24 protein-coding genes are annotated in these 25,150 nt (G+C 70.8%); 17 read left to right on the forward strand and 7 right to left on the reverse strand.

Annotated elements, in window-relative coordinates; translation table 11 throughout:
• The first annotated feature begins 103 nt into the window (after positions 1–103).
• Entirely contained in the window at positions 104–1,735 is a 1,632-nt protein-coding gene (locus ACWDAG_RS03980; RefSeq protein WP_450694003.1) for a serine/threonine protein kinase, read from the forward strand.
• Here the strand turns inward: ACWDAG_RS03980 and ACWDAG_RS03985 are convergent.
• A complete protein-coding gene (locus tag ACWDAG_RS03985; RefSeq protein WP_450694004.1) occupies positions 1,727–3,172 on the reverse strand; it encodes a serine hydrolase domain-containing protein in 1,446 nt (481 codons plus the stop codon). The two genes, ACWDAG_RS03980 and ACWDAG_RS03985, sit on opposite strands and share 9 nt — an antisense overlap.
• Positions 3,173–3,247: 75 nt before the next feature.
• Here ACWDAG_RS03985 and ACWDAG_RS03990 point away from each other — a divergent pair, with 75 nt between their 5' ends.
• The 3 genes from ACWDAG_RS03990 to ACWDAG_RS04000 all read left to right on the forward strand — a co-directional run bounded on the left by ACWDAG_RS03990 (position 3,248) and on the right by ACWDAG_RS04000 (position 6,144).
• Positions 3,248–4,219: an LLM class F420-dependent oxidoreductase gene (locus tag ACWDAG_RS03990; RefSeq protein WP_450694005.1), complete on the forward strand. Its 972-nt coding sequence runs from the start codon at positions 3,248–3,250 to the stop codon at positions 4,217–4,219.
• A 109-nt stretch (positions 4,220–4,328) separates the two neighbouring features.
• Positions 4,329–5,345, forward strand: a complete 1,017-nt coding sequence (locus tag ACWDAG_RS03995) for a hypothetical protein (protein WP_450694006.1) — start codon at positions 4,329–4,331, stop codon at positions 5,343–5,345.
• A 91-nt stretch (positions 5,346–5,436) separates the two neighbouring features.
• On the forward strand, positions 5,437–6,144 hold the full coding sequence (locus ACWDAG_RS04000; protein WP_450694007.1) for a DUF2238 domain-containing protein: 708 nt from the start codon (positions 5,437–5,439) through the stop codon (positions 6,142–6,144).
• On the opposite strand, the gene ACWDAG_RS04005 is transcribed toward ACWDAG_RS04000, so the two are convergent.
• Positions 6,068–6,565 (reverse strand): DUF6328 family protein, encoded by a 498-nt coding sequence (locus ACWDAG_RS04005; protein ID WP_450694008.1) that lies wholly within the window; start codon positions 6,563–6,565, stop codon positions 6,068–6,070. The genes ACWDAG_RS04000 and ACWDAG_RS04005 overlap by 77 nt on opposite strands.
• 161 nt (positions 6,566–6,726) lie before the next feature.
• Here ACWDAG_RS04005 and ACWDAG_RS04010 point away from each other — a divergent pair, with 161 nt between their 5' ends.
• Positions 6,727–7,071: a hypothetical protein gene (locus ACWDAG_RS04010; protein ID WP_450694009.1), complete on the forward strand. Its 345-nt coding sequence runs from the start codon at positions 6,727–6,729 to the stop codon at positions 7,069–7,071.
• A gap of 15 nt (positions 7,072–7,086) precedes the next feature.
• Here ACWDAG_RS04010 and ACWDAG_RS04015 read toward each other — a convergent pair whose 3' ends face one another.
• Complete coding sequence (locus ACWDAG_RS04015) at positions 7,087–8,070, reverse strand: aldo/keto reductase (protein WP_450694010.1); 984 nt, start codon at positions 8,068–8,070, stop codon at positions 7,087–7,089.
• Positions 8,071–8,206: 136 nt separating this feature from the next.
• Here ACWDAG_RS04015 and ACWDAG_RS04020 point away from each other — a divergent pair, with 136 nt between their 5' ends.
• On the forward strand, positions 8,207–9,940 hold the full coding sequence (locus ACWDAG_RS04020) for a cholesterol oxidase substrate-binding domain-containing protein (RefSeq protein WP_450694011.1): 1,734 nt from the start codon (positions 8,207–8,209) through the stop codon (positions 9,938–9,940).
• A 40-nt stretch (positions 9,941–9,980) separates the two neighbouring features.
• Positions 9,981–10,829 carry an alpha/beta fold hydrolase gene (locus tag ACWDAG_RS04025; RefSeq protein WP_450694012.1) on the forward strand — a complete coding sequence of 283 codons (849 nt, stop codon included), beginning with the start codon at positions 9,981–9,983 and terminating at the stop codon, positions 10,827–10,829.
• On the opposite strand, the gene ACWDAG_RS04030 is transcribed toward ACWDAG_RS04025, so the two are convergent.
• Both ACWDAG_RS04030 and ACWDAG_RS04035 read right to left on the reverse strand, forming a co-directional pair.
• Positions 10,798–11,403: a TetR/AcrR family transcriptional regulator gene (locus ACWDAG_RS04030; protein ID WP_450694013.1), complete on the reverse strand. Its 606-nt coding sequence runs from the start codon at positions 11,401–11,403 to the stop codon at positions 10,798–10,800. The two genes, ACWDAG_RS04025 and ACWDAG_RS04030, sit on opposite strands and share 32 nt — an antisense overlap.
• On the reverse strand, positions 11,400–12,839 hold the full coding sequence (locus tag ACWDAG_RS04035) for an MFS transporter (protein ID WP_450694014.1): 1,440 nt from the start codon (positions 12,837–12,839) through the stop codon (positions 11,400–11,402). The genes ACWDAG_RS04030 and ACWDAG_RS04035 overlap by 4 nt, the downstream gene beginning before the upstream one ends.
• A gap of 392 nt (positions 12,840–13,231) precedes the next feature.
• Between ACWDAG_RS04035 and melC1 the strand changes: the two genes are divergently transcribed.
• The 3 genes from melC1 to ACWDAG_RS04050 all read left to right on the forward strand — a co-directional run bounded on the left by melC1 (position 13,232) and on the right by ACWDAG_RS04050 (position 15,000).
• Positions 13,232–13,603: an apotyrosinase chaperone MelC1 gene (gene melC1 / locus ACWDAG_RS04040; protein WP_450694015.1), complete on the forward strand. Its 372-nt coding sequence runs from the start codon at positions 13,232–13,234 to the stop codon at positions 13,601–13,603.
• A 34-nt stretch (positions 13,604–13,637) separates the two neighbouring features.
• Positions 13,638–14,462, forward strand: a complete 825-nt coding sequence (melC2, locus tag ACWDAG_RS04045; protein ID WP_450694016.1) for a tyrosinase MelC2 — start codon at positions 13,638–13,640, stop codon at positions 14,460–14,462.
• Positions 14,463–14,547: 85 nt separating this feature from the next.
• The gene (locus ACWDAG_RS04050) at positions 14,548–15,000 is read left to right on the forward strand and encodes an SRPBCC family protein (protein WP_450694017.1); all 453 of its coding nucleotides are present in this window, start codon (positions 14,548–14,550) and stop codon (positions 14,998–15,000) included.
• A gap of 41 nt (positions 15,001–15,041) precedes the next feature.
• Here the strand turns inward: ACWDAG_RS04050 and ACWDAG_RS04055 are convergent, their stop codons facing one another.
• Together ACWDAG_RS04055 and ACWDAG_RS04060 are read right to left on the reverse strand one after the other, a co-directional pair.
• On the reverse strand, positions 15,042–15,740 hold the full coding sequence (locus tag ACWDAG_RS04055) for a ribonuclease H family protein (RefSeq protein WP_450694018.1): 699 nt from the start codon (positions 15,738–15,740) through the stop codon (positions 15,042–15,044).
• Between the two features lie 53 nt (positions 15,741–15,793).
• Positions 15,794–16,588: a VOC family protein gene (locus ACWDAG_RS04060; protein WP_450694019.1), complete on the reverse strand. Its 795-nt coding sequence runs from the start codon at positions 16,586–16,588 to the stop codon at positions 15,794–15,796.
• A gap of 161 nt (positions 16,589–16,749) precedes the next feature.
• On the opposite strand from ACWDAG_RS04060, the gene ACWDAG_RS04065 reads away from it, so the two are divergent.
• From ACWDAG_RS04065 to ACWDAG_RS04095, 7 genes are all read left to right on the forward strand, one after another.
• On the forward strand, positions 16,750–17,754 hold the full coding sequence (locus tag ACWDAG_RS04065; RefSeq protein WP_450694383.1) for a zinc-binding alcohol dehydrogenase family protein: 1,005 nt from the start codon (positions 16,750–16,752) through the stop codon (positions 17,752–17,754).
• A 255-nt stretch (positions 17,755–18,009) separates the two neighbouring features.
• Positions 18,010–19,461: a family 2B encapsulin nanocompartment shell protein gene (locus tag ACWDAG_RS04070; protein WP_450694020.1), complete on the forward strand. Its 1,452-nt coding sequence runs from the start codon at positions 18,010–18,012 to the stop codon at positions 19,459–19,461.
• Positions 19,462–19,475: 14 nt separating this feature from the next.
• Complete coding sequence (locus ACWDAG_RS04075) at positions 19,476–20,525, forward strand: family 2 encapsulin nanocompartment cargo protein terpene cyclase (protein ID WP_450694021.1); 1,050 nt, start codon at positions 19,476–19,478, stop codon at positions 20,523–20,525.
• 47 nt (positions 20,526–20,572) lie between these two features.
• On the forward strand, positions 20,573–21,451 hold the full coding sequence (locus ACWDAG_RS04080; RefSeq protein ID WP_450694022.1) for a geranyl diphosphate 2-C-methyltransferase: 879 nt from the start codon (positions 20,573–20,575) through the stop codon (positions 21,449–21,451).
• Positions 21,452–21,684: 233 nt separating this feature from the next.
• A complete protein-coding gene (locus tag ACWDAG_RS04085) occupies positions 21,685–22,359 on the forward strand; it encodes a response regulator transcription factor (RefSeq protein ID WP_450694023.1) in 675 nt (224 codons plus the stop codon).
• A 29-nt stretch (positions 22,360–22,388) separates the two neighbouring features.
• On the forward strand, positions 22,389–24,056 hold the full coding sequence (locus tag ACWDAG_RS04090; protein ID WP_450694024.1) for an ATP-binding protein: 1,668 nt from the start codon (positions 22,389–22,391) through the stop codon (positions 24,054–24,056).
• Positions 24,057–24,138: 82 nt separating this feature from the next.
• A complete protein-coding gene (locus ACWDAG_RS04095; RefSeq protein WP_450694025.1) occupies positions 24,139–25,065 on the forward strand; it encodes an SGNH/GDSL hydrolase family protein in 927 nt (308 codons plus the stop codon).
• The last annotated feature ends 85 nt before the right edge of the window (positions 25,066–25,150 follow it).

Raw genomic sequence — 25,150 nt, forward strand, 5'->3', positions numbered from 1 at the left:
GAACAAATGCCCGCGGGCGCCGATGATTTGCGGATCCTTTGAACGCACCCCGTCGCGCTCCCCGTACCTCTGTGAAAGGTGAGACCCAGGGGTACGGCGAGGGATGACCATGGTCAAGGCGCATGTCTTCACGCACGAGTTGGTCGCCGGCAGGTACCGGCTCGTCGATGTCGTCCACCAGGAGACCAACCGGATCTGCTGGTACGGCAAGGACGTCAACGTCGGACGGGCCTATCTCCTCACCCAGATCGCGCTCCCGGACGACCCGGACGCCGAGGCCGCGCCCCGGGCGACCGCCCGTATCATCCGCATGTCCGAGACCATGGGGCTGATGTGTCCCGGCGCGGTCGCGACGGTCGTCGATGCCGTGGAGCAGGACGGCTCGCTGTGGACCGCGACCGAATGGATCGACGGGACGCCCCTGGGCGAACTCGTCGCCCAGCAGGGCACGTTCAACTATGTGCGAGCGGCACGCATCGGGCTGGAGCTGCTCGATGTGCTGGAGGCGGCGCACGGCGAGGGCATCACCCACGGCGAACTCAGCCCCGGCCAGGTCTATGTGCAGGACCGGGGTGGCATCGTGGTCACCGGCTTCGGCTTGGCCGGCGCGACCCTGGCACCGAGGCTCTCCGCACCGTCGTACGCCTCCCCCGAGCAGGCCCGGGACGAGCGCATCGGGCCGGCGGCCGACCTGTGGGCGCTGGGCGCGATCCTCTACACGATGGTCGAGGGACGCCCTCCCTTCCGGGACCGGGACCGGCCCGAGGCCACCTTGAAGGGCGTGGACCGCCTTCCGCTGCGCACTCCGGTGCACGCCGGGCCCCTCACCCCCACCGTGCAGGGGCTGCTCCGCAAGAACTCCAGGGAACGGCTGACCCGCCCGGTGGTGCGCGAGGCCCTCACCCGCGTCCTGACCGAGGACCCCGACACGCTCTCGGGAACCGCGCCGCGGCCCCGGCTGCGCGGTGTCTACACCGCCGCCTGCCATGCCGCCCCCGGCTGGAGCAGACGCACCATGGCCATCGGGACCGCCCTGGCCGTCCTGACCGTGACGGCCGCAGTGCTGGCCGCCACCGATCAACTACCGGGCACGGGCACGTCCGCGACCGACACCGCTCCCCAGCCGTCGCTGTCGGCCACCGCGTCCGCCACACCGCAGGACAGCCGCACCGACGGCAACAACACCCGCCCGTCCGCGTCTCCCACGCCGACCGCATCGCCGACGGCATCCGCGCCCTCGCCCTCGTCCTCCCCGTCGGCCGGCGCGCTCCCGCCGGGTTTCCACCGCTACACCGCACCCGAGGGCTTCTCCGTCGCCCTCCCCAAGGGCTGGAAACGGGTGAACACCTCGCGCGTCGGCGACCTCTCGACCCGCGTGACCTTCGGCGCGGACGGCGACCCCCGGGCGCTCGCGATCACCTACAGCACCGTCGCGGGCCCCGATCCCGTGGCCGTCTGGCGCGACGACGTCCAGCCCGAGTTGGCGAAGGAGAACGGCTTCCGACGGATCGGCGAGATCAAGGCGACGACGTACCAGGGCCACAAGGGCGCCGACATGGAGTGGCTCTCGGAGGCCGACGGCACGCGGGTGCGCACCTTCGGGCGCGGTTTCCTGCTCGGCGGCGGCCGCAGTTTCTCGCTGCGCTGGACGACTCCGGCCGCCGACTGGAACGACTCCGCGAACCAGCAGGCGCTGGGCACCTTCCTGCGGACCTTCCGGGTGTCGTCAGACTGAGGACCGGGGCGCGTGCAGCGCGCGCAGCGGGGGGCTGTGCAGCGGAGTGGTGTGCCACCGCGCTGTGAAGGTGCGGTCCGGCAGGGAGCATGCCACGGTCAGCCGGTGCGGTGTCTCCAGGAACACGACGTCCACGGCGAGGGTGTCCGCGTCGGTCCATCCGCCGCTCACCGCGGTGGGCAGCGGTTCGTCGGTGACGCTCCAGCCGCCTTCCCCGACCTGCAGGTCGAGTTCGTGCCCGTCCTCGGCGAGCCGCAACACCCAGCCGTCCGCACTCCTCGTCACCCCGGCCCCGGTCAGCTTGGGCTGGTCCGCGCAGACACCGCCGTACGGCGTGAACTCGGCGTCGGACCAGTCCTGCGCCCGCTCCGGCGGTGCGGGTTTTCCCGCGACCGGGGGCAGCGCGAGTCGCGTCAGCCGCTCCCGCAGGGCCGTGTCCTCGTGCTCGCGGCCCGGCAGCGGTTCGGGACCGAAGGCAGGCAGAAGGTGCGTCCACACGAGATCGAGCAGCCGCTGCATCTGCTCGGTCGCCGCGGTCGTCGCGATCACGGCGTCGTGCTCGGGCAGCACCAGGCAGAACTGCCCGTATGCGCCGTCGCCGCGGTAGCCGTGCCGGGAGGTCCAGAACTGGAAGCCGTAGCCCTGCTGCCAGTCCGACAGCGCGCCCGCGGCCGTACCGTCGCTGTTGCCGATGTGCGGGCGCGTGGCCTCGGCTACCCACCCCGGGGGCAGCAGGCGCCGCCCCTCCCACACCCCGTCCTGGAGATACAGCTGGCCGAGCCGGGCGATGGCGTCGGTGGTGGCGTGCAGCCCGCTGAAGCCGAGTTCGCGGCCGGCCCGGTCGCGCAGCCAGGCCGCCTCGCCCACCCCGAGCGGGTCCAGCAGCCGCGGGCGCAGATACTCGGTGAGCGGGCGGCCCGTGACACGCTGCACGATCGCGGCAAGGGTGTAGGTGGTGGGCTGGTTGTAGGCGAAGACGGTCCCCGGTTCCCGCTCGGGCGGCAGCAGCAAGAAGCCCCGCACCATCTCCGCGCGGTCGGTGGCGAGCGCCCGGTCCAGGGTCTCCGCCTCGTGGCCGCTGGCCATCGACGCCACGTGCCGCACCAGCATCGCGCGACTGCGCGGGTCGGTGATGTCGGCGTCGAACTCGGGAAAGTACGAGATCACCGGGTCGTCGAAGCGGAGCAGCCCCTCGTCGGCGGCGATGGCCGCGGCCGTCGCCGTGAAGCTCTTGCTGAGGGAGTACAGCAGCTGCGGTCGTTCACAGGTGTACGGCGTCCACCAGCCGGAGGCCACGAGCCGGCCGTGCCGCATGATCATCAGGCTGTGCGGCTCGATGTCCGGAGCGGCTTCGAGGGCGTCGAGGAAGGCGTGGACGCCGGTGGCGTCGACACCCTGGGCGGCGGGGCTGCCGACGGGCAGCGGGTGAGCGCTCATGAGGGCATCCTCCCCGGTGATCGGCGTCCGATCGAGAGGCTGTTTTCCGCCGCCTGCACAGGGGACTCGGCGGCTATGGTGCAAATCGGATACACGATGATGACCGAGCAGGCCGGCCCCCGTGACCTCGTCGACCATCTGGTGCGGGCCGAGGGCGCCGGCTACGACTTCTCCGTGACCTCGGACCACTACTTCCCCTGGCTGCGCTCGCAGGGTCACTCGCCGTACGCGTGGAGCGTGCTGGGCGCGGCGGCGCAGGCGACCTCGCGCATTCCGCTGATGACCTATGTGACCTGTCCGACCGTCCGCTACCACCCGGCGGTGGTGGCACAGAAGGCGGCCACGATGCAGTTGCTGTCCGAGGGCCGCTTCCGGCTCGGACTGGGCTCCGGCGAGAACCTCAACGAGCATGTCGTCGGCGGCGGTTGGCCGTCCGTCGACGTGCGCCACGAAATGCTGGAGGAGGCGGTGGAGATCATCCGAGCGCTCTTCAAGGGCGGTCATGTGAACCACCGCGGCACGCACTTCGACGTGGAGTCGGCCCGGCTGTGGGACCTGCCGGACGAGCCGCCGCCCATCGGCATCGCCGTCTCCGGGGAGCAGTCCTGCGCCCTCGCGGGCCGGCTCGCCGACCTGGTCATCGCCACCGAGCCCGAGGCGGGCCTGCTGACGGCGTTCGACCAGCACGGCGGGGAGGGCAAGCCGCGCGTGGGTCAGCTGCCCGTCTGCTACGACCCCGACCGGGACACTGCGGTCAAGCGCGCGCATGCGCAGTTCCGCTGGTTCGGCGGCGGCTGGAAGGTCAACTCCGAGCTGCCGCACCCCGATTCCTTCGAGTCGGCGACCCAGTACGTCACCCCCGACGACGTCGCCGCGTCGATCCCCTGCGGCGACAACCCCGACGACTTCGTCGAAGCCGTACGCCCTTATGCCGACGCCGGGTTCGGGGAGATCGCCCTCGTGCAGATCGGCGGCGAGTCGCAGCCGGCGTATCTCGACTGGGCGGAGAAGACGCTGCTCCCGGCCCTGCGGGACAGCTTCGGCTGACCCGGAAGCCCTGCCGCGCGGCGCCCCGTTCGAAACATCGCCAATGGGTCCATATAGGCTGCGGTCTGCACTTTTGCAGCCCGACCAGCTTTGCACAGGAGAGTCTTCCGTGACCCTAGCGATCGTCCCGTCCGAGTCGTCCCCCGCCCCGCTGTCGGACCTCGTCGCGCGGGACGCGCGCGAGTTCGGGGTGTATGCGCGCACCGGAGGGTGGGCCTTCGGCCTGATGGTGGCGCGCAGCGTACGGCCCGGTGGTCAGGGCGCGGAGGAGACGCCGAAGGTGTCGGCGAAGGAGTTCGCGGAGCTGGCCGGGTGCTCCCCCGAGCGCGTCATGCGCTACTACAAGGCCTGGGACCGGGCCGCCGACGACGGCATGGTTCCGCACTTCGAGGCGCTGGCCCCGGGCCAGGAGGTGGAGCTGCCGGACGCGGACGTGTGGCTGAGCTACTACGTGTCCCGCAACAGCGCGACCTCCGAGCGCGGCACCGCCATCGCGGAGGCCGCCGAGGCGGAGGGCATCCGGCCGACCAAGGCGCTGGAGGTCGCCGAGAACCCCACCGCCCTGCGCGCCGCGATCCTCGCCGACCCCTCCACCGCCCGCGCGGCACGCCAGGCGCTGCTCGACCGTGTCCGTGAGGACCCGGAGCTGCAGGCCGAGTTGGCGCGGGACGTCGTCCGCACCGACGACCTCAAGAAGGCCGTCGCCACCGAGAGCCGGGCCGCCGACAGGATCGGCTATGTGCGCCAGATCGCGGAGTCGGGGCAGGTCAAGACCCCGGCGGGGCAGACCATCGACGCGCCGGTCGACCTGCGTCAGGAGGCCGAGCGGCACCTGTCGCTCATCGACGAGCTCGAGGAGGACGAGGACACCGGCGAGTGGGCCAGCGAGGCCTACGACACGATGAAGTCCCTCGTCGCCGAGGCCGTGGAGGCCGATCCCGAACTGCGCGTCCAGGAGCGGCGGACGAAGTTCTACAGCAGCCTGCAGAAGGCGACGAAGGCGTTCGAGGAGCTGACCTTCGACGATGTGCAGGACTTCGTCGAGGACGACATGGTCCAGCGCCTGGAGGAGCTCCAGCAGGCCATCGTCATGTGCCTGAGCGCCCTGCGCGGCGACAAGGGCTGAGGATCCCGGCCCGGGCGGGGCTGAGTAGCCGTACTCATGCCGTCGTCCACCCGCTCGGCCAGCATGGGGGCTCCCACGAGGAGGAGCCCCCATGACTGCTGTCCTGCGCTCTGCCGTCCCCCGACGGCGGCTGCCCGCCCTGCTGGCCGTGGTCGTGGCACTGGGGCTGGCCGCCTCGGCCCTGGGTGCGCACGATCGCACCACCTGGTTCCTGGAGACGGTGTGGGTGCTGGTCGGGCTGCCGCTGGTGGTGCTGACCTGGCGCCGCTTCCCGCTGACGAACCTGCTGTGCTGCCTGCTGGCCGTCCACGCGCTGGTGCTTGCGGTGGGCGGCCACTACACCTACGCGCAGGTGCCGCTGGGCGACTGGGTGCGGGACGCCTTCGGCCTGTCCCGCAACCCGTACGACCGGTTCGGTCATCTCATGCAGGGCTTCGTACCGGCGGTTCTGGTGCGGGAGTTGCTCAGCCGTACCTCGCCGCTGCGCGGCAGCCGCTGGCTGGCGCCGCTGACGGTGTGCGCGTGCCTCGCCTTCAGTGCCGTCTTCGAGATGCTGGAGTGGCTGGCCGCGGTGACCGGCGGGCATTCCGCGGACGCCTTCCTGGCCACGCAGGGCGACGTGTGGGACACGCAGTGGGACATGTTCTGTGCGCTGATCGGCGCCACACTCTCGGTGCTGGTCCTCTCCCGCCTGCACGACCGGCAGCTCGACGCCCTGGGTGTCACTCCGTATGGCGGTGGCGGGTCCACAGCGGCACCCCGTACCAGCACAGCACGTACCACGCGACCACTCCCGTGACGATCCAGGGCACGGCCCCGTTGTGGGTGGCGACCCGGAGGATCAGCAGCAGCGAGGAGGTCATGGTGGCGAGCAGGAGCGCCAGGCCGACGAAGGTCAGCCGGGAGGCCCACTCCACGGCCTGCGGCTTGACCCGCCGCCCCGACACCAGGCGGTGCAGGGAGACGGGCCCGATCAGCGCTCCGGTCGCGGCGGCACCCAGCACCACGGTCACGATGTAGATGGTCTTGTCGGTGTGCTCCAGCGAGTCGTACTTCTGCTGGAAGACGACGGTGAGCAGGAAGCCGAACAGGATCTGCACCCCTGTCTGGGCGACCCTGACCTCCTGGATCAGCTCACCCCACTTCCGGTCGGCGCGCTCCTCCTCGGTCTCGTGCCGCCCCCACTCGTTCAGTTCTGCGCTGCTGTTTGTGGCCGGCAAGGTTCCTCCCGGCTCGATCGCCCCGGATGCCTGTCCTGACCCGGGTTCCCTCTTCACGCAGGATTGACCGGGCCGGGCGCGATCCGCCCCTGTTTGGGCGATCACCGGGCGGTTACACGGAGCGCATGGCGTACGACGACCACCCGAGGAGTCCGACGACCATGTCCGGCACCGAGCTCACGGTCACTGTCAGCGGCGGCACCGCGGCGGACGCACGCGCGGTCGTGCGGGCCCTGGAGCCCGCCTTCGGGATGCCGAAGGAGGAGCTTCCCGGCGACGACGACGTCACCGTCCACACGGCGAGGTTCGAGCACGACCCGACAGGTCGGCCGGCCGAGCCCGGTCCCGCCGGTCATCTGTCCGGGGCGGTGACGCTGACCGTGCAGGGCGCGCCCGTAGCGGTGGCGCAGGCGCGCGAGACGCTCACCCACGCCTTCACGGCCCAGGACCAGCGCTCGGTCTCCGGCGACCAGGAGCAGGAGTGGCAGCTGCTCCTGGAGCCGTGAGCCGGTCTCCCCGGTCTACCAGCGTGCTTCCACCTGGTCCTTGATCCGGCGGTCGTAGAGGTCGCGGATCGCGGTGAGTGTCTCGTCCGTGAGCTGCGGGAGCCTGGCGGCGGCCGCATTGGCGCGGGCCTGCTCGGGTGAGCGGGCGCCGGGGATCACGGTGGTCACGCCGGGCTGCTGCACGATCCAGCGCAGCGCCAGCTGGGCCGGCGTGTACCCCTCGGGCGCGAGCGCGGAGAACTCGGCGGCCGCCTCGACGCCCGTCGTGTAGTCGACGCCGGAGAAGGTCTCGCCGACGTCGAAGGCCTCGCCGTGCCGGTTGTAGGTGCGGTGGTCGTTCTCGGGGAAGACGGTGTCCTTGGTGTACTTGCCCGACAGCAGACCGGAGGCGAGCGGGACCCGGGCGATGATGCCGACGCCGGCCTCCTGTGCGGCCGGGAGGACCTCGCGCAGGGGCTTCATGCGGAAGGCGTTGAGGATGATCTGGACGCTCGCCACGTTCGGCCGGGCGATCGCGGTCAGCGCCTCGGCGCAGGTCTCCACGCTGACCCCGTAGGCGGCGATGCGCTCCTCCTCGACCAGGGTGTCCAGGGCGTCGAACACCTCGTCCGTGGAGTACACGGGCGTAGGCGGGCAGTGCAGCTGCACGAGGTCGATGCGGTCGACCCCGAGGTTGCGCCGGGAACGGTCGTTCCAGGCACGGAAGTTGTCGAGGACGTAGTTCTCGGGGATCTGCTCGACCCGGCGGCCCATCTTCGTGGCGACCAGCACATGCAGGTCCGGCCTGCCGCTGAGGAACGCGGCGATGGTCTGCTCGCTGCGTCCGTCGCCGTACACGTCGGCGGTGTCGAAGAAGGTCACCCCCGACTCGGCCGCCGCCTCCAGCACCGCCAGGGCTTCCTTGTCGTCCACGTCTCCCCAGTCGGCGCCCAGCTGCCATGTCCCGAGACCGACGACGGATGTGTGCTGACCCGACCTACCGAATGTGCGCTCTTCCATGGCGTCAGTCTGTCATCCGTCACGCCTGCGCGCGGAACCGACCGCTCCGGAGCGCCACCTGCGAATAATTCACTCGGAAGAGTGACGGTATTGGACACGAATCCTGCACGTGTCAACGGCCCCCTAGCGTGAACCCGTGACTGATCGTTCAGCAAGCAACTTCCCGTCCGGGCCGTCGGAGAACACGTCGTTGAGCCGTCGTGGCTTCCTGGTGGGCGCGGCGGCGCTGGCCGCCGCGCCCGTGCTGATCGCGGCCGATCCCGCCATCGCCGCCCAGGAGTTACCGGACTTCCCGGCGGGTGTCCCCCTGTACCGCTCGGCGTACCGCAACTGGGTCGGCGAGATCACCGCGGACGGGCTGTGGGCCTGTGCTCCGGCCGCCGCGGATCAGGTGGTCGACGTCGTCAACTGGGCCTGGCGGCACGGCTGGAGGGTACGTGCCCGGGGGTCCGCGCACGGCTGGTCGCCGCTGACGATCACCGAGGGCACCGGGTCGGACGCCCCCGTGCTCCTCGTGGACACCGCCTCTCATCTCACCGGTCTGTCCCTGGATTCCGCGGCCGCGGTGCGCGCCGGCACCGGCGTCACGATGGAGGCCCTGCTCACCTACCTGGAGGAGCACGGCCTGGGGGTCACCGCCGCGCCCGCTCCCGGTGATCTCACCCTGGGCGGCGCGCTCGCCGTCGACGCGCACGGCACCGCCGTACCGGCACACGGCGAGCAGCGGCTGCCCGGGCACACCTACGGCTCACTCAGCAATCTGGTGCTGTCGCTGACGGCGGTCGTGTGGGACGACGGCTCCGGAGCGTATGTGCTGCGGACGTACGAGCGCGACGAGGCGGACTGTGCCGCGCTGCTCACCCACCTGGGCCGGGCGCTGGTGACGGAGGTCGTGCTGCGGGTGGGCGCGAACGTCAGTCTGCGGTGTGTGAGCCGTACGGACATCCCGGCCGCCGAACTCTTTGCGGCGCCGGGCTCCGAGGGGCGCACCCTCGCCGGTTACCTCGACAAGTCCGGGCGGGTGGAGGCGATCTGGTTCGCCTTCACCGAGTTCCCGTGGCTGAAGGTGTGGAGCGTGGCGCCGACTCGGCCGCTCACCTCGCGGCATGTGACATCGCCGTACAACTACCCGTTCTCCGACAACCTCCCGACCGTGGTGGCGGATCTGGTGGGGCGGATGACCTCGGACGCGGCCTGGTATCTGGCTCCGGTTCTGGGCAACGCGCAGTACGATGTGGCGGCGCTCGGGCTGGTGGCGACGCTGTCGGCGGACATCTGGGGGCCGTCGAAGAACACCCTGCTCTATCTCAGGCCGACGACACTGCGGGTGACCGCGAACGGCTACGCCGTCCTCACCGCGCGGACCCAGGTGCAGCGGGTGGTCGCCGAGTTCACGTCCTTCTACCGGGAGCGGCTCGCCGCGTACGCGGCGCTGGGCCGCTTCCCGGTGAACGGTTCGGTGGAGATCCGGGTGACCGGCCTCGACGACCCGGCCGATGCCGAACTGGACGGCGCACGCGCCCCGTTGCTGTCGGCGCTGCGGCAGAGCGAGACGCACCCGGAGTGGGACACGGCGGTGTGGCTGGACGTCCTGACGCTGCCGGACACGCCGTACGCGGAGGCCTTCCTGCGCGAGCTCGAACAGTTCCTGCTGCGCACGTTCGACGGGGAGCACGCGCTCACCCGGGTCGAGTGGTCCAAGGGCTGGGCCTACACGGACGAGGCCGCCTGGAGCGACGAGGAGGTGCTGGGCACGACGGTGCCCGCGTCAGTGGGCGAGACGGCATGGGGGCAGGCGGCCGGCATCCTGGACCGACTCGACCCGCACCGCGTCTACGGCAACGGCTTCCTGGACCGGTTGCTGCATTGAGCGGTTGCCTTTGCCGCCCGTCGCTGAAAGTGTCGGCTCCATGCCTGCCTTCTCCGCGTACGACGGGACCAAGCTCGCCTACCACGTGTTCGGGGAGGACGGCCCTCCCCTGATCTGCCTGCCAGGCGGGCCGATGCAGGCATCCGCGTATCTGGGTGAGCTCGGCGGCCTGTCCGCACACCGACGGCTGATCATGCCGGACCTTCGCGGCACCGGCGAGTCCGAGGCCCCGGAGGACCCCGCCACATACCGCTGCGACCACCTGGTCGACGACGTCGAGGCGCTGCGCGAGCACCTGGAGCTCGACGCGATGGATCTGCTGGGGCATTCGGCCGGCACGAATCCAGCCGTGCTGTACGCGGCTCGGCATCCGCAGCGGGTGAGCAGGCTCGCGCTGATCACGCCGAGCGTCACCGCGGTCGGGATCGCGGTGCCGCCGCAGGTACGACGCGAAACCGCGCAGTCGCGCCGCGCCGAGCCGTGGTTCCCGACGGCGTTCGCGGCGCTGCAGGCCATCACCACCGGGCAGGCCACGGCCGAGAGCTGGGACGCCATCGCGCCTTTCCTGTACGGCCGTTGGAACGAGGTGAGCCGGGCTCATCATGCCGAAGGTGCCGGGCAGAAGAACCAGGAGGCCGCGGCCGTCTTCGGCTCCGAAGGCGCCTTCGACCCGGGCGCCACCCGCGCGGCGCTGGCGCGGTTCGACGCCCCGGTGCTGGTGCTGGCCGGGGAGGTCGATCTCAACTCGCCGCCGCCTGCGGTGGCCGAGCTCGCCGGGCTCTTCCCGGGAGCCGAGCTCGTGGTGCAGCCCGGGGCCGGGCACTTCCCATGGCTCGACGCCCCCGAGCGGTTCGTGGCTACGACCGAGCAATTCCTCCGCGGGGTGTGAGCTGCGCCTGCACCGCGGGGGCGTAACGGTCCACGATCTCGTCCAGTGCGGCGCCCCGCACATGGGCGCCGCGCGCGATGCCGTACATCACCCCGAGGCCAAGCAGGTTCGCGACGGCCAGTTCGGCGCGCAGGCCCGCTTCGGGGCCGTCGAGGCGTTCGGTGAGGCGGTCGGTGACCTGGGTGCGGAAGTTGGCGCGCAGGATGTCGCCCTGTGCACCGTGCAGGGGCGCGAACACGATCCGCAGGAGCGGGTCGGCGCCCTGTTGCGACTGGCTGACCAGCACATGCCGGACCATGTGCCGGCCGAGTTCGTCCAGCGGCGCGTCGAGCAGGGCGTCGGCGTCGGTCTCGAAGGACATGACGCGGGCGAAGAGCGTGTCCTTGTTGCCGAAGTACTTCAGGATCAACGGCGGGCTGACCCCGGCCCGTTCGGCGACCGCCTTGAGCGTGATGTCGGCATGGGCGTGCCGGGCCAGCAGGTGGCGGGCCGCCTTGAGGATGGCCGCCTTGGTCGCCTCGGCGTCCCGGCGGGCGGGCACGGAGGTGGTGGGGGGAGTGCTCACAGCACTCATGCTCCCTCCAGCGCCTCGTCGTGAGGATCCCGGGTCCGCCCGCCGGCTCGGGGTGTCCCGCCCGTCGCCGCGTCGCCGGGGATGGTCAGGGCCGCGGCACCGGCCGCCAGGGCGACCGCGCCGGCGATGCCGAAGGCGAGCAGATAGCCGTGCAGGGTGGGCACGGGGGCGGTGCCGACCACGCTGGTGTGGTGCACCAGCACGGCGGCGACGGCGGCGCTGGAGACGGCTTGGCCGATGGTGCGCATCAGAACGTTGACGCCGTTGGCGGAGGCGGTCTGGTCGGCGGGGACGGCGCGCAGGATCAGGGTGGGCAGGGCGGAGTAGGCGAGGGTGGTGCCGGTGGACACCACCGTCGCCCCCAGGATGATCATCCAGAGGTCGCGGCTGTCGGCGATGCGCACCGCGTAGCCGCAGGCGATGACGGCGGCCCCGAGGGCGAGGGTGATGCGGGGACCGCGGGCCGCGGAGATGCGGGCCGAGAGGGGTGAGAGCAGCAGCATGGTGACGCCGCCGGGCAGCAGGCACAGGCCGGTCTGCACGATCGACAGCCCGAGCCCGTACCCGGTCGCCTCGGGCGCCTGCACGAGCTGGGCGGTCACCAGGGAGTTGGCGTAGAACGCGAACCCGGTGAGGAGTGCAGCGACGTGCGACAGGCCCACGCGCGGCCTGGAGACCAGCCGCAGGTCGACGAGCGGGCTTTCGGTGCGCAGCTGCTGCCACCACCACAGGGCCAGTACGACGACGGCGCCGACGAAGAGGCCGCCGACACGCGCGCTGCCCCACCCCCACTGCCCGCCCTGCGAAACGCCCAGCAAGAGGCACACCAGCCCTACGGCCAGCCCCAGCGTGCCCGGCACGTCGAAGCGGCCGGGCTGCCGCACCGGCGACTCCCTGACCGCCCACCACACCCCCGTCACGCCGAGCGCGCCGAGGACGCTGGTCAGCCAGAACATGGTGTGCCAGTCGGCGTACTGCACGACCAGTGCGGCCAGCGGCAGGCCCAGGGCGGCGCCGATGCCGACGGTGGAGCTCATGAGCGCCACCGCGGAGCCCCGGCGCTCCGGAGGCAGTTCGTCACGCAGGATGCTGATCGACAACGGCACCACGGAGGCGGCTGCGCCCTGCAGGGCACGGGCCGCGATGAGGACGGCGATGTCGGACGACAGGGCGCACATCACCGAGCCGACGGTCATCAGGACGAGCGCCGACGTCAGCACCTTGCGCTTGCCGTACATGTCGCCGGCCCGGCCGAGCACGGGGGTGAGCACGGCGCCGGACAGCAGGGTCGCCGTGACCATCCAGGAGACCGTGCCCGCGGAGGCGCCCGTCAGCCGCGGCAGATCGGGCAGGAGCGGTACGACGACGGTCTGCATGACCGCCATGAGGATGCCGCCGAACGCCAGCACCGGAATCGTGAGCCGGCCTCGCACCATGGGCACTCCAAGTGGTTGGTGCCGGAAACAACAGGTGAATGACGATTCACCATAGCGGGTGAATGGTGATTCACCCAAGGGGAGGTCTACGCACGGACCGGCTGCGGTCCTTGATCGCTGGTACAGATCACGTCAGTTCTGCAAGGTGAGACAGGCCACTCGCGGCGCAGGCGCCCGCGAAGGACCACCTGAAACAGGCGACACTCGGCAAGGAATTCCCCGTTCCGGTGTCGATGGGCCCCCGTCTCGGCAAGATCGACTTCGTTCAATCTTCCATGACATGTACGCAATTGTCCTGATCGTAGCCAACCACTCTCGGGGGATTTCTCCCGTTCGCCGCGGGGCCGATAGGCATTCCGGGTCGTCAACCGAACGAAGCCCGGAGATCACGCATGCCGACCCTGACCCGACGTCGCGCGCTCACCGCGGCGGCCGCCCTCACCGCGGCCGTCGCCGCCCCCACCACCGCCGCCCCTGCCGCATCCGCCGCCGATCACATGCACCACGGCTCCCCCGAACCCTTCGACGAGGTCTACAAGGGCCGCCGCATACAGGGCCGGCCGTCCTCCATGGGCGGCCACCACCACGGCATGGGTTACGCCGTCCTGGTCGACGGGGTCGAACTGCACGTCATGCAGAACGCCGACGGCACCTGGATCAGCGTCGTCAGCCACTACGCCCCGGTGCCCACGCCGCACGCGGCCGCACGGGCCGCCGTCGACGAGCTGCAGGGCGCCCGGCTCGTCCCCTTCCCCGCCAACTGACCCGTCCCGCAAACACCTTGGGAGCAACCGCACCATGACCGTCCGCAAGAACCAGGCAAGTCTCACCGCCGACGAGAAGCGGCGCTTCGTCGCTGCCCTCGTCGAACTCAAGCGCAGCGGCCGCTACGACACCTTCGTCACCACCCACAACGCCTTCATCCTCGGCGACACCGACAACGGCGAACGCACCGGCCACCGTTCACCGTCCTTCCTGCCCTGGCACCGAAGATTCCTGTTGGAGTTCGAGAGCGCACTGCAGTCGGTGGACGCATCGGTCGCACTGCCCTACTGGGACTGGAGCACCGACCGCTCACCGCGTTCCTCGCTGTGGGCACCGGACTTCCTCGGCGGCACCGGGCGCGCCCGTGACGGCCAGGTGATGGACGGCCCGTTCGCCGCGTCCGCGGGCAACTGGCCGATCAACGTGCGCGTGGACGGGCGTACGTTCCTGCGCCGCCAACTGGGTGCGAACGTACGCGAGTTGCCGACCCGGGCCGAGGTCGAGTCGGTGCTGTCCACAGCGATGTACGACATGCCGCCGTGGAACAGCGCCTCGGACGGCTTCCGCAACCACCTGGAGGGCTGGCGCGGCGTGAACCTGCACAACCGGGTCCATGTGTGGGTCGGCGGGCAGATGGCCACCGGGGTCTCCCCCAACGACCCCGTGTTCTGGCTCCATCACGCCTACATCGACAAGCTGTGGGCAGAGTGGCAGCGCCGCCACCCCGGCTCCGGCTATCTGCCGACCGCCGGAACACCGGACGTGGTCGACCTCGACGAGACGATGAAGCCGTGGAACGACGTACGGCCCGCCGATCTGCTGGACCACACCGCCCACTACACCTTCGACACCGACTGACGGCCGGGCCATGACGGTTTGCTCCGCAGGTCAGGGGTACCCGCGCCGGACGCAACCGATGTGAGAGCGAAGGAGGGGTTCACCCGTGTCGCAGGTCGAGGAATCCATCGAGGTCGGCGTCCCGGTGCACACCGCCTACAACCAGTGGACTCAGTTCGAGACGTTCCCCGAGTTCATGAACGGCGTGGACCGCATCGAACAGCGCACCGACACGCTCACGCACTGGGTGACCAGCGTCAACGGCGTGCACCGGGAGTTCGATGCGGAGATCACCGAGCAGATCCCTGACGAGCGGGTCGCCTGGACGACCGTCGCGGGTCAGGCCCGGCAGGCCGGGGCGGTGACCTTCCACCGCCTCGACGACAACCACACCAAGGTCATGCTGCAGATGGACTTCCATCCGGACAGCGTCACCGAACAGGTCGGCGACAAGCTCGGCTTCGTGAAGCGGCAGACCAAGGGCGACCTGGAGCGCTTCAAGAAGTTCATCGAGGCGCGCGGCCGGGAGACCGGGGAGTGGCGAGGCGTGGTCACCTGACCCGCGCCCGGTCCTGAACGGTGTGTCGTGCGGCCCCGGCCCTAACCGGCCTCCGCCGTACGGCACTCCGGGTGCCCCCAGCCCTGTCCGTTCTTGGCGATGGGCTCGCCGGCACTGTAGGAACGGCCGCACAGGCAGCGGCCCGGGAACTTCGCCTTGATCGTGCGGGACGACGAACCCGCGCGCTGCTTGGCCGCCGCAGTCTTGCGGCGCGGGGCGCTCGCGGACGGGGTGTCCGGGGAGGGCGGCGGCGCCGGTGAACCGAGGTCGCTGCCCGCGGGCTCCTGGACCTTGGCGGCCTGGCTGGCGGCGCGGTCGGCGAAGTCGTTGAGCGGGTCGCCGTCGACCTGGTGGGCGGGCACGTAGCGGAATTCGACGGAGCGGCCGTCGAGCAGTTCGTCGATGCGGACGACCAGCTCCTGGTTGGCGACGGGCTTGCCGGCGGAGGTCTTCCAGCCGTTGCGCTTCCAGCCGGGCAGCCAGGTGGTGACGGCCTTCATGGCGTACTGGGAGTCCATGCGGACCTCAAGCGGGACGGCCGGGTCGGTCGCCGCCAACAGGCGTTCCAGGGCGGTGAGTTCGGCGACGTTGTTGGTTGCCGTGCCGAGCGGCCCCGCCTCCCAGCGGGCCGGGGTCGTGGAGTCGTCGGAGACCACCCATGCCCAGCCCGCCGGTCCCGGATTTCCCTTCGATGCCCCGTCGCACGCGGCCACCACACGTTCACGCATGGCCTCGATCATGCCACGGGCGGGACGGGACCTCGACCATCGTCCGGGAGGCGCCCGCGTGCGTCCTAGACGTCCTTGGTCTTCGGCATCTCTCCCTCGGTCCTCGCGATGTCGATCACCGAGAAGTTCGCGCCCTGCGGGTCGCTGATCGCCGCGAACCGGCCGTAGGGGCTGTCCATCGGCCCGAAGCGCAGCACGCCGCCGAGCTTGGTGGCCTTGGCGACCGCGTCGTCGCAGTCGGGGACGACGAAGTAGAGATTGATGTAGGACGGCACCTCGGGCGGGAACTCGTCGCCCATCTTCATCCGGCCGAGGACCGTGGTGTCGCCGAGGTTGAACATGCGGAAGTCGACGTTGTCGTCGACGATCTGCTGCGCCGTGTACGGGAAGACGCCGCTGAAGAACGTGTCGGCCTTCTCGGGTTCACGGGTGAAGACCTCGGCCCAGCCGTAGGCGCCCGGCTCGGCGGTCACCTCGAAGCCCTCGTGGGTGCCGCCCTGCCACACACCGAAGACGGCGCCGCTGGGCTCGCGGGCGATGCACATGGTGCCGAACTCGCCGACCTGCATGGGTTCCATCAGCACCTCGCCGCCGTTCTCCCTGATCCTGGCGGCTGTGGCGGCTGCGTCCGGTGAGGCGAAATAAAGGCACCACTGCGACTGGGCCTCCTGGCCGGGCATCGGCGGCACGACGGCGGCGACCGCCTTGCCGTCCACATAGGCCTGGGTGTAGTTGCCGTACTCCGACGACGCCTCGCCGAAGGTCCAGCCGAGGACGTCACCGTAGAAGCTCTTCGCTCCCTCGACGTCGCCGAACATCGCGTCGGCCCAACAGGGGGTTCCCTCAGGTTGTACGGCCATGACTCGGCCCTCTCCCGAATCGGCGGATGGTCCGTTTCCTCACGCTAGTCATCCGTGGGGCGGAGCGCGCGCCGAACGCCCGGGTCCGTTTCAGACTGGACGGGCAGGGCCTCGGCACACTTTCGACACTGCGGACGGGGTGCGGAATGGCGGACGGGACGATGCGTGCGTGGTCGGTGGTGACACCGGGGCCGGTCGAGGAGAGCGGCCTGCAACTCGTGGAGAAGCCGGTGCCGGTACCCGGTGACGACGAGCTCCTCGTACAGGTGCGCGCCTGCGGGGTGTGCCGCACCGACCTGCATGTCGCCGAGGGGGATCTGCCGGTGCACCGGGCGGGGGTGACGCCCGGGCACGAAGTCGTGGGCGTGGTGGCGGGGACCGGGGCGGGAGTCTCCGGCTTCGGGACCGGGGACCGCGTGGGGGTGGCGTGGCTGCGGCGCACGGACGGCACCTGCGGGTACTGCTCGCGCGGCGCCGAGAACCTGTGCCCGTCCTCGCGCTACACCGGCTGGGACACGGACGGTGGCTACGCCGAGTACACGACCGTGCCTGCCGCGTTCGCCTACCGCCTGCCGGACGCCGTCGACGACGTGGCGCTCGCGCCGCTGCTGTGCGCCGGGATCATCGGCTACCGGGCGCTGCGGCGGGCCGCGCTGCCGCCCGGCGGACGGCTCGGTCTGTACGGGTTCGGGGGCAGCGCCCACCTGTGTGCGCAGCTGGCGCTGGCCGAGGGCGCCACCGTGCACGTGATGACCCGCGGGGAGGCGGCGCGGCACCTCGCGCTCGGCCTGGGCGCCGCCTCCGCGCAGGACGCGTACGCCATGCCGCCCGAGCCGCTGGACAGCGCGATCCTGTTCGCACCCGTCGGCGACCTGGTGCCGGTCGCGCTGCGGGCCCTCGACCGCGGGGGCACCCTCTCGATCGCCGGCATCCACCTCAGCGACACACCGCCCCTGCACTACGAGACCGATCTGTTCTACGAGAAACAGATACGCAGCGTCACCTCCAACACGCGCGAGGACGGCCGCGAGTTCCTGGCCCTGGCAGCCCGGCACGGCGTCCACGCCACCACCCACCCCTATCCCCTGTCGCGGGCCGACGAGGCACTGCGGGACCTCAAGGCCGGGCGCTTCGACGGGGCGGCCGTGCTGGTGAACGACCTGTAGCGAGCGGTGCGACGGAGGGGGCGCACGGGGTGGAGTGAGGGGCGCGGGAGTGCGGAGGCCCCTGCGCGCTGCCTCGTTCGCGAGGTTTGCGTTACCAGGAGGTGAAACCGCCCCCTTCGCGCCGTACCGGGGCATCCGCGGGGCTGTTTGCCTTGTACATGCGACGCCGGGCTGTCGTCCACCGAGGCGTCGCCTTCATCTCCGACCACTCCGCTCACTCCTGTACGTCGCCATGTACGTCCCCAGGGAGGGAATGTGTCCGCCCCCGAAAGCGCTTCCGGACCCGCCGGACCCGCCACCGACGAACCCGCCCCCGAGCCCGACGGCGAGGGGCAGCTGACCAGTCTCAGCACCCAGGCGGCGCGCCAGCTCGCCACGACGACCAAGTCCGAACCGCAGATGCAGGCCATCAGCTCCCGCTGGCTGCTGCGGTCACTGCCGTGGGTGGACGTCAAGGGCGGCACCTACCGGGTCAACCGGCGTCTGCAGCTGCGGATCGGCCGCGGGCGGGTGCAGTTCGAGCAGAACGGCGCCGATGACATCAAGGTCATCCCCGAGACACTCACCGAACTGCCGGTGCTGCGCGGCTACACCGACACCGATGTCCTCAAGGAGGTCGCCGCCCGCTTCCGGGTCCGGGAGGTGCGGGCGGGACAGGTGCTGTTCCAGGCCGGACAGCGGGTCACGGAGGCCTATCTCGTCGTGCACGGCAAGTTCACCCGCTTCACCGAGGGCAAGTACGGCGAGGAGGAGATCATCGGGGTCGTCACGGACGGCGACCAGATGGGCGACGAGGCCATCGGGCAGTCCCGCCCGCTGTGGCTGAGCTCGGTGCGGGCGGAGACGGCCGGCGTACTGCTGGTGCTGCCCTGGGACGTGGTCACGGAGCTCACGGACCGGGTGCCGTCCCTCGCCGCGCATCTGGAGGCGTTCGCGGCGCGGCAGAAGCTGCCGATGAACCGCAAGGGCGAGGCGGACGTTCCCGTCCAGGCAGGCCATGTCGGCGAGCCGACGCTGACCGGCGGCTTCGTGAACTACGACCTGGCGCCGCGCGAGTACGAACTGTCGCTCACCCAGACCGTGCTGCGCGTCCACACCCGGGTCGCCGACCTCTACAACAACCCGATGAACCAGACCGAGCAGCAGCTGCGCCTGACGGTCGAGGAGATCCGCGAGCGCCAGGAGTGGGAGCTGGTCAACAACCGGGAGTTCGGGCTGCTGCACAACATCGACTACGGCCAGCGCGTCAGCACCTTCACCGGCCCGCCGACCCCGGACGACATGGATGAGCTGCTGGCCATGCGCCGCAAGACGAAGGTGTTCCTCGCCCATCCGAAGGCGATCGCGGCCTTCTTCCGGCAGTGCAACCGGCGTGGTCTGGTGCCGGGCACGGCGAGCGTCGAGGGACACGAGATTCCCGCCTGGCGCGGGGTGCCGATCTTCCCCTGCAACAAGATCCCGATCAGCAGCGATCACACCAGCAGCATCATCGCGCTGCGCACCGGGGAGTCCGACCAGGGAGTGATCGGGCTCTACCAGACCGGCATCCCCGACGAGTTCCAGCCGGGCCTGAACGTGCGGTTCATGGGCATCGACACGGCCGCGATCATCCGCTACCTGGTGACCGCCTACTACTCGATGGCCATCCTGGTGCCGGACGCGGCCGGGATCCTGGAGAACGTCCAGATCGGCCGGACGGCCGACTGAGGGTGGAGACCGCAATGAGCACGCCCGCCGCCTCGTCCTCGCTGCCGGGGCCGCCCAATCTGGCCCGTACCGTGCGCACCCGGCGCGGCGGGGCGATCCCGGGGCTCAAGTACCGGCAGGTCGCCCCCGCCGACCCGGCGAAGGTGGAGGAGGTCGACCGCAGGCTGGAGGCCTGGGCTCACGGCCTCGACCTGTTCCCGAAGGCGTGGTCGGGGGACTTCTCGGGCTTCCAGTTCGGCCGGGCCGTGGTGCTCCAGCATCCGGCGGCGGCCGACCTGGAACGCCTCACCACCGCCGGTAAGTTCCTGCTCGCGGAGAACCTCGTCGACAGCTGCTACTGCGAGGAGGACGAGGGCAGGGGCGGCGCCCGGCGCGGCCTCGGCGGCCGGCTGATCCTGGCCCAGTCGGCGCTCGACCCCTTCCACAGCACACCCGCACTGCAGGAGCAGTGGGCGCAGGGAGTGCAGGCCGACGGACCGCTGCGCTCGTACCACTGGGCGATGAAGGACTACGCCGCCGTCGCCACCCCCAGCCAGACCGACCGGTTCGTGCACGACATGGCACGGTTGCACCTCGGGTATCTCGGCGAGGCGGCCTGGGCGGAGATCCGGTATGTGCCGCAGGTGTGGGAGTACCTGGTGATGCGGCAGTTCAACAACTTCCGCCCCTGTCTGTCGATCATCGACGCCGTGGACGGCTACGAACTGCCGGAGGCCCTCTACGCCCGCCCGGAGATCCAGCGCATCACCGCACTCGCCTGCAACGCCACCACCATCGTCAACGACCTCTACTCCTTCACCAAGGAGCTGGCGAGCGACCCCACCCACCTCAACCTGCCCCAGGTCCTCGCCGCCAACGAGCGGTGCGGGCTGAAGGCCGCCTATCTCAAGGCAGTCGAGATCCACAACGAGATCATGACCGCCTTCGAGGACGAGTCCGCCGTGCTGTCCGCCACTTCGCCCCTCGTGGAGCGCTACGCCCGGGGCCTGTCCGACTGGGTGGCCGGCAACCACGAGTGGCACGCCACCAACACCCACCGCTACCACCTGCCCAACTACTGGTAACGCCCGCTGTGCTGACATTCCGTCAGACGCACCACGAGGAGTCCTAGTTGACCATCGCCCCCCACGCCGACACCAAGGCGGCACCGGTGCCGACCCAGTCCACGTACCAGAACCGCGTCGCGGACTACTGGAACGCCGAGGAGAACCCGGTCAACCTCGAACTCGGCAAGATCGACGACCTCTATCACCATCACTACGGCGTCGGTGACGTCGACTGGTCGGTGCTGGACGAGTCCGACCCGGCGCTGCGGCGGGAGCGGATCACCACCGAACTCCACCGGCTGGAACACGCCCAGGCGGAGCTCCTGGCCGGCCATCTCGGCCCGCTCTCCCCCGCCGACCGCGTCTTCGACGCCGGCTGCGGGCGCGGCGGCGGCAGTGTCGTGGCGCATCTGCGCTACGGCTGCCAGGCGGACGGCGTGACGATCTCCGCCAAGCAGGCCGCGTTCGCCAACGAGCAGGCCCGCAAGCGGGACATCGACGACCGGGTGCGCTACCACCACCGCAACATGCTCGACACCGGCTTCACGACCGGCGCGTACTCGGCGTCGTGGAACAACGAGTCGACCATGTACGTCGAGCTGGACCTGCTGTTCGCCGAGCACTCCCGGCTGCTGCGCCGCGGCGGGCGCTATGTGGTGGTCACCGGCTGCTACAACGACACCTACGGGCAGGCGTCCCGCGAGGTGTCCCAGATCAACGCCCACTACATCTGCGACATCCACCCGCGCTCGGAGTACTTCCGGGCGATGGCCCGCCACCGTCTCGTCCCCGTCCACGTACAGGACCTCACGGCCGACGCCATCCCCTACTGGGAGCTGCGCCGGCAGGCGGACCACCTGGTCACGGGCATCGAGGACACCTTCCTGACCGCGTACAAGAACGGCAGTTTCCAGTACCTGCTGATCGTCGCCGACCGGGTGTGAGCCCGTCGCTCACCCCGTAGAGGCTCATACGCGCCGGGGCGCACGTGCCGGCACGGGCCTGTGCGATCAATGCGGCATCCCCGCATCGCACGAGCCCGTGCCGGAACCCCCCCGAGCGGCTCCCCCTTGAACCGTGGGCATTTACTGTTCTACCTTCGCCACATGGTCGGGGCATCAACGCCCGCTCATCAGGGGCACAACGGGCGGACGCCAGACGGTCCGGGTGATGCGGAATGCGACCGCACCTCGCCCTGATCGAGGACGACTCCGACTTCGCACTGATGTGCCGTTCCTATCTGGAGCGGGCGGGCTTCACGGTCACCTGGGCCATGGACGCGCGCGCCGGAAAGGCCGCCCTGTACGAGGGCGGTGTCGATCTCGCCGTTCTCGATCTGGGGCTGCCGGACGGCAGCGGTCTGGAGCTGCTGCGGGCGCTGCGGTCCACGAGCCGGCTGCCGGTCATCGTCGTCACGGGGCGCGGCGCGGAGGCCGACCGGGTGGCGGGCCTGGAGATCGGTGCGGACGACTATCTGGTCAAGCCGTTCTCGCAGCGGGAACTGGTGGCCCGCATCCACGCCGTGCTGCGCCGCTCGCAACCGCCCGAGATACCGAGCGTGCTCCAGGTCGGCGCGCTGCGCATCGACTCCGCCGCCCGCCTGGCCTCCGTCGACGGTGTCCAGCTGATGCTGCGCCCCAAGGAGTACGCGCTGCTGGAGATGCTGGCCGCGGCACCGGGCCGGGTGTTCTCGGCGGAGCAGCTGCTGGAGCGGATCTGGGGTACATCCTGGCAGCAGGCCGCCACCGTGGTGGAGCACGTCTACCGGCTGCGCGGCAAGCTCGCCGGCCTGCCCGCACCCGCACCGCGGATCACCACGGTCCGGGGCTACGGCTACCGCCTCGACCCCTGAGTCACCGCTTCGGCCGCGGAGGTCCGACCATGCCCGAAGTGCCGGACTTCCGGAGTCTGTTCGACGCGACGCTGTCCCCGCTGCTCGTCCTCAGCCCCGATTTCACGATCGTCGAGGTCAACCGCGCCTATCTCACGGCGACCCGCACCGAGCGGAGCATCGTCGGCCGCCCCGTCTTCGACGTGTTCCCCGACAACCCTGACGACCCGTCGGCCGACGGCGTCGCCAATCTGCGCCGTTCGCTCCAGACGGTGGTGGCGAGCCGCCGTACGGACACGATGGCGCTGCAGCGCTACGACATCCCGGGCGAGGAGGGCGTCTTCACCGAGCGGTACTGGAGCCCGGTCAACACGCCGGTGCTCGGTGACGACGGGCAGGTGCGGTACATCATCCACCGGGTCGAGGACGTCACCGAGTTCGTACACCTGCGGCGGGCGGGGCGGGAGCAGCAGCGGGCCGTCGCCGAGGCGGAGATGCGCGCCGAGGGCATGGAGATCGACCTGTTCGTGCGGGCACGGGAGATCCGCGAGGTGAACGAGCAGCTGAGCCGGGCCAATCACGAACTGGACGCGGCGGGCCGCCGGCTGCGGGAGGAGCAGCAGGCCAAGGACCGGTTCATCGCGACCCTCTCGCACGAGCTGCGCAACCCGCTTGCGGCCGCCACCGCGGCCACGGAGCTGTTGGCCCTGGACATGCCGGAGGGCCATCCGGCGCTGTCGGTCCTGGAGCGGCAGCTGAGCGCCCTGGCACGGATGAGCAACGACCTGCTGGACGGCACGCGGGCGGTGACCGGGCGGTTGGAGCTGGTCTGCGAGCCGGTCGACGTGCGGTCCGTCGTGCACGGCGCGTGCGCCGACATCGGGGGCCTGTTCGGGCACGAGGGCCGCACGCTGACCGTGGTGCTGCCCGCCGAGCCGGTCATGGTGGACGGCGACCGACTGCGGCTCGCCCAGGTGCTGACGAACCTGCTCTCCAACGCGCTGAAGTACACCCGGCCGGGCGGCCGCACCGAGGTGGGCCTGACGGCCACCGACGGGCAGGCCCGGCTGACCGTGCGGGACGACGGCATCGGCTTCTCCCCCGCCCAGGCCGAGGAGCTGTTCGGGGTGTTCATGCGGGCGGCTCCGGCCGGTCCGGACACCCCCGAGGGCCTGGGGCTCGGGCTCGCGGTGGCGCGCACGGTGGTGGAGTTGCACGGCGGCCGCGTCTCCGCGCACAGCGACGGGCCGGGCAAGGGCGCGACCTTCACGGTGCTGCTGCCGACGACCGACGCCGTGAGCCCGCGCCGTTCCCGGCCGCCGGCCGCCCACGGCTCCGCTCGCCGGCTGTCCCTCCTGATCGTCGAGGACAACGCGGACCTGGCCGCCACCTACCGAACCCTGCTGGAACGCCAGGGCCACCAGGTCGCGGCGGTGCGCACGGGCCAGGGCGCCCTCACCGCCACCGAGGCCCACGCCTTCGACGTCGTCCTGTGCGACCTGGGGCTGCCCGACATGGACGGCTACGCGGTCGCACGTGCCCTGCGGGCACGGCCGGACGGCGGAAGGCTGCGGCTGATCGCGGTGTCCGGGTTCAGCCGGGGCACCGACCGCGCCCTGTCGCGGGCGGCCGGGTTCGACGCCCACCTCGCCAAACCGCTGCCGCTGACCGATCTGCTGGACCTCCTGGAGCGGCTGGAGCGCCCTGACGGCGCCTGAACTCACCCCCGTGTCTTCCGCCTTGGGCCCGCCTGTGCTTGCCTGGGGAGCCGTTTTCGGTTGCCGGGGCTGGAGTTGCCGTATGCGGAAGCCGTGGATCGTGGGAGTGCTGCTGACCGGAGTGCTGCTGCTCGGTGCGTGCGGCGACCCGTCGTCCGGCCCGGAGGAGGCACCGCCCTCCCCCACCGTACCGGGAGCGTCGGCATCGACGACGCATCAGCAGGCCCCGGCCTCCCCGAGCGCCCCTGCCGTGGCGCCGCGCGTGCTGTACCTCGGGGATTCGCTCGCGATGGAGGCCCAGAACGTGCTCGGGCAGGAGCTGCGCCGGGGCCTGAAGGCGAAGTACACGAGCGCTCCGTACTCGGGCACCACCCTGTGCGACTACCTGGAGGGCACCGGGGCGAAGTCCCTGGTACCGGACGCGGACAAGGCTGCGGCACTGGTCCGTGCGCAGCATCCGGACTATGTGGTCATGCAGTTCTGGGGCAACGCCTGGGGCTACACGTGGTGCATGGACGGCATCACCTACAACGCCTCGCAGCAGAAGTACTTCACGCGCTACAGGGCCGATCTGCGCCGGCTCACCGAGCAGATCGCCGCGGCGGGCGGCAGCAGACGTCCGCGGATCGTGTGGGTGCTGCAGGGCCCGGACCCGATCACGCCCGACCGGGTCCGGCGTGTGAACCAGATGTACGAGCAGCAGGCCGCCGCCTCGGGCGACCTCGTCGCCGACGCGGGCGCGACGGTGAGCCCGGCCGGGGCCCGCTACACCTGGTCCCAGTACCTGCCCTGCACGGCCTACGAACACGCACACGGCGACTACTGCACCCAGCCGGGCCGCGACCGGACCGCCCTCCACCTCGACAAGGACTATCTGCACTTCTGTCTGGCACCCACCACCGCCACGCCGAAGCCGTGCCCGGTGCGCTCCCCCGGCATCCTGCGGATCACCCGTGAGATCACGCGGGTGATCGGGGAACGAGCCCGCCGACAACTCACGTCCCATTAAGCGCTGTTGACATCACCCAGCAGGCGCATAGCGTGTCCACCGCACAGCATGTCGCACAACATTCGGTATTTCGAACCACAGTGGA

The organism is Streptomyces sp. NPDC001157 (assembly GCF_053598255.1).

Coding starts and splice junctions, on each gene's coding strand:
- ACWDAG_RS03980 (WP_450694003.1), top strand. CDS start 104: ATGACCATGGTCAAGGCGCATGTCTTCACGCACGAGTTGGTCGCCGGC.
- ACWDAG_RS03985 (WP_450694004.1), bottom strand. CDS start 3,172: ATGAGCGCTCACCCGCTGCCCGTCGGCAGCCCCGCCGCCCAGGGTGTC.
- ACWDAG_RS03990 (WP_450694005.1), top strand. CDS start 3,248: ATGGTGCAAATCGGATACACGATGATGACCGAGCAGGCCGGCCCCCGT.
- ACWDAG_RS04000 (WP_450694007.1), top strand. CDS start 5,437: ATGACTGCTGTCCTGCGCTCTGCCGTCCCCCGACGGCGGCTGCCCGCC.
- ACWDAG_RS04010 (WP_450694009.1), top strand. CDS start 6,727: ATGTCCGGCACCGAGCTCACGGTCACTGTCAGCGGCGGCACCGCGGCG.
- ACWDAG_RS04015 (WP_450694010.1), bottom strand. CDS start 8,070: ATGGAAGAGCGCACATTCGGTAGGTCGGGTCAGCACACATCCGTCGTC.
- ACWDAG_RS04025 (WP_450694012.1), top strand. CDS start 9,981: ATGCCTGCCTTCTCCGCGTACGACGGGACCAAGCTCGCCTACCACGTG.
- ACWDAG_RS04030 (WP_450694013.1), bottom strand. CDS start 11,403: ATGAGTGCTGTGAGCACTCCCCCCACCACCTCCGTGCCCGCCCGCCGG.
- ACWDAG_RS04035 (WP_450694014.1), bottom strand. CDS start 12,839: ATGGTGCGAGGCCGGCTCACGATTCCGGTGCTGGCGTTCGGCGGCATC.
- melC1 (WP_450694015.1), top strand. CDS start 13,232: ATGCCGACCCTGACCCGACGTCGCGCGCTCACCGCGGCGGCCGCCCTC.
- melC2 (WP_450694016.1), top strand. CDS start 13,638: ATGACCGTCCGCAAGAACCAGGCAAGTCTCACCGCCGACGAGAAGCGG.
- ACWDAG_RS04055 (WP_450694018.1), bottom strand. CDS start 15,740: ATGATCGAGGCCATGCGTGAACGTGTGGTGGCCGCGTGCGACGGGGCA.
- ACWDAG_RS04060 (WP_450694019.1), bottom strand. CDS start 16,588: ATGGCCGTACAACCTGAGGGAACCCCCTGTTGGGCCGACGCGATGTTC.
- ACWDAG_RS04065 (WP_450694383.1), top strand. CDS start 16,750: ATGCGTGCGTGGTCGGTGGTGACACCGGGGCCGGTCGAGGAGAGCGGC.
- ACWDAG_RS04075 (WP_450694021.1), top strand. CDS start 19,476: ATGAGCACGCCCGCCGCCTCGTCCTCGCTGCCGGGGCCGCCCAATCTG.
- ACWDAG_RS04085 (WP_450694023.1), top strand. CDS start 21,685: ATGCGACCGCACCTCGCCCTGATCGAGGACGACTCCGACTTCGCACTG.
- ACWDAG_RS04090 (WP_450694024.1), top strand. CDS start 22,389: ATGCCCGAAGTGCCGGACTTCCGGAGTCTGTTCGACGCGACGCTGTCC.
- ACWDAG_RS04095 (WP_450694025.1), top strand. CDS start 24,139: ATGCGGAAGCCGTGGATCGTGGGAGTGCTGCTGACCGGAGTGCTGCTG.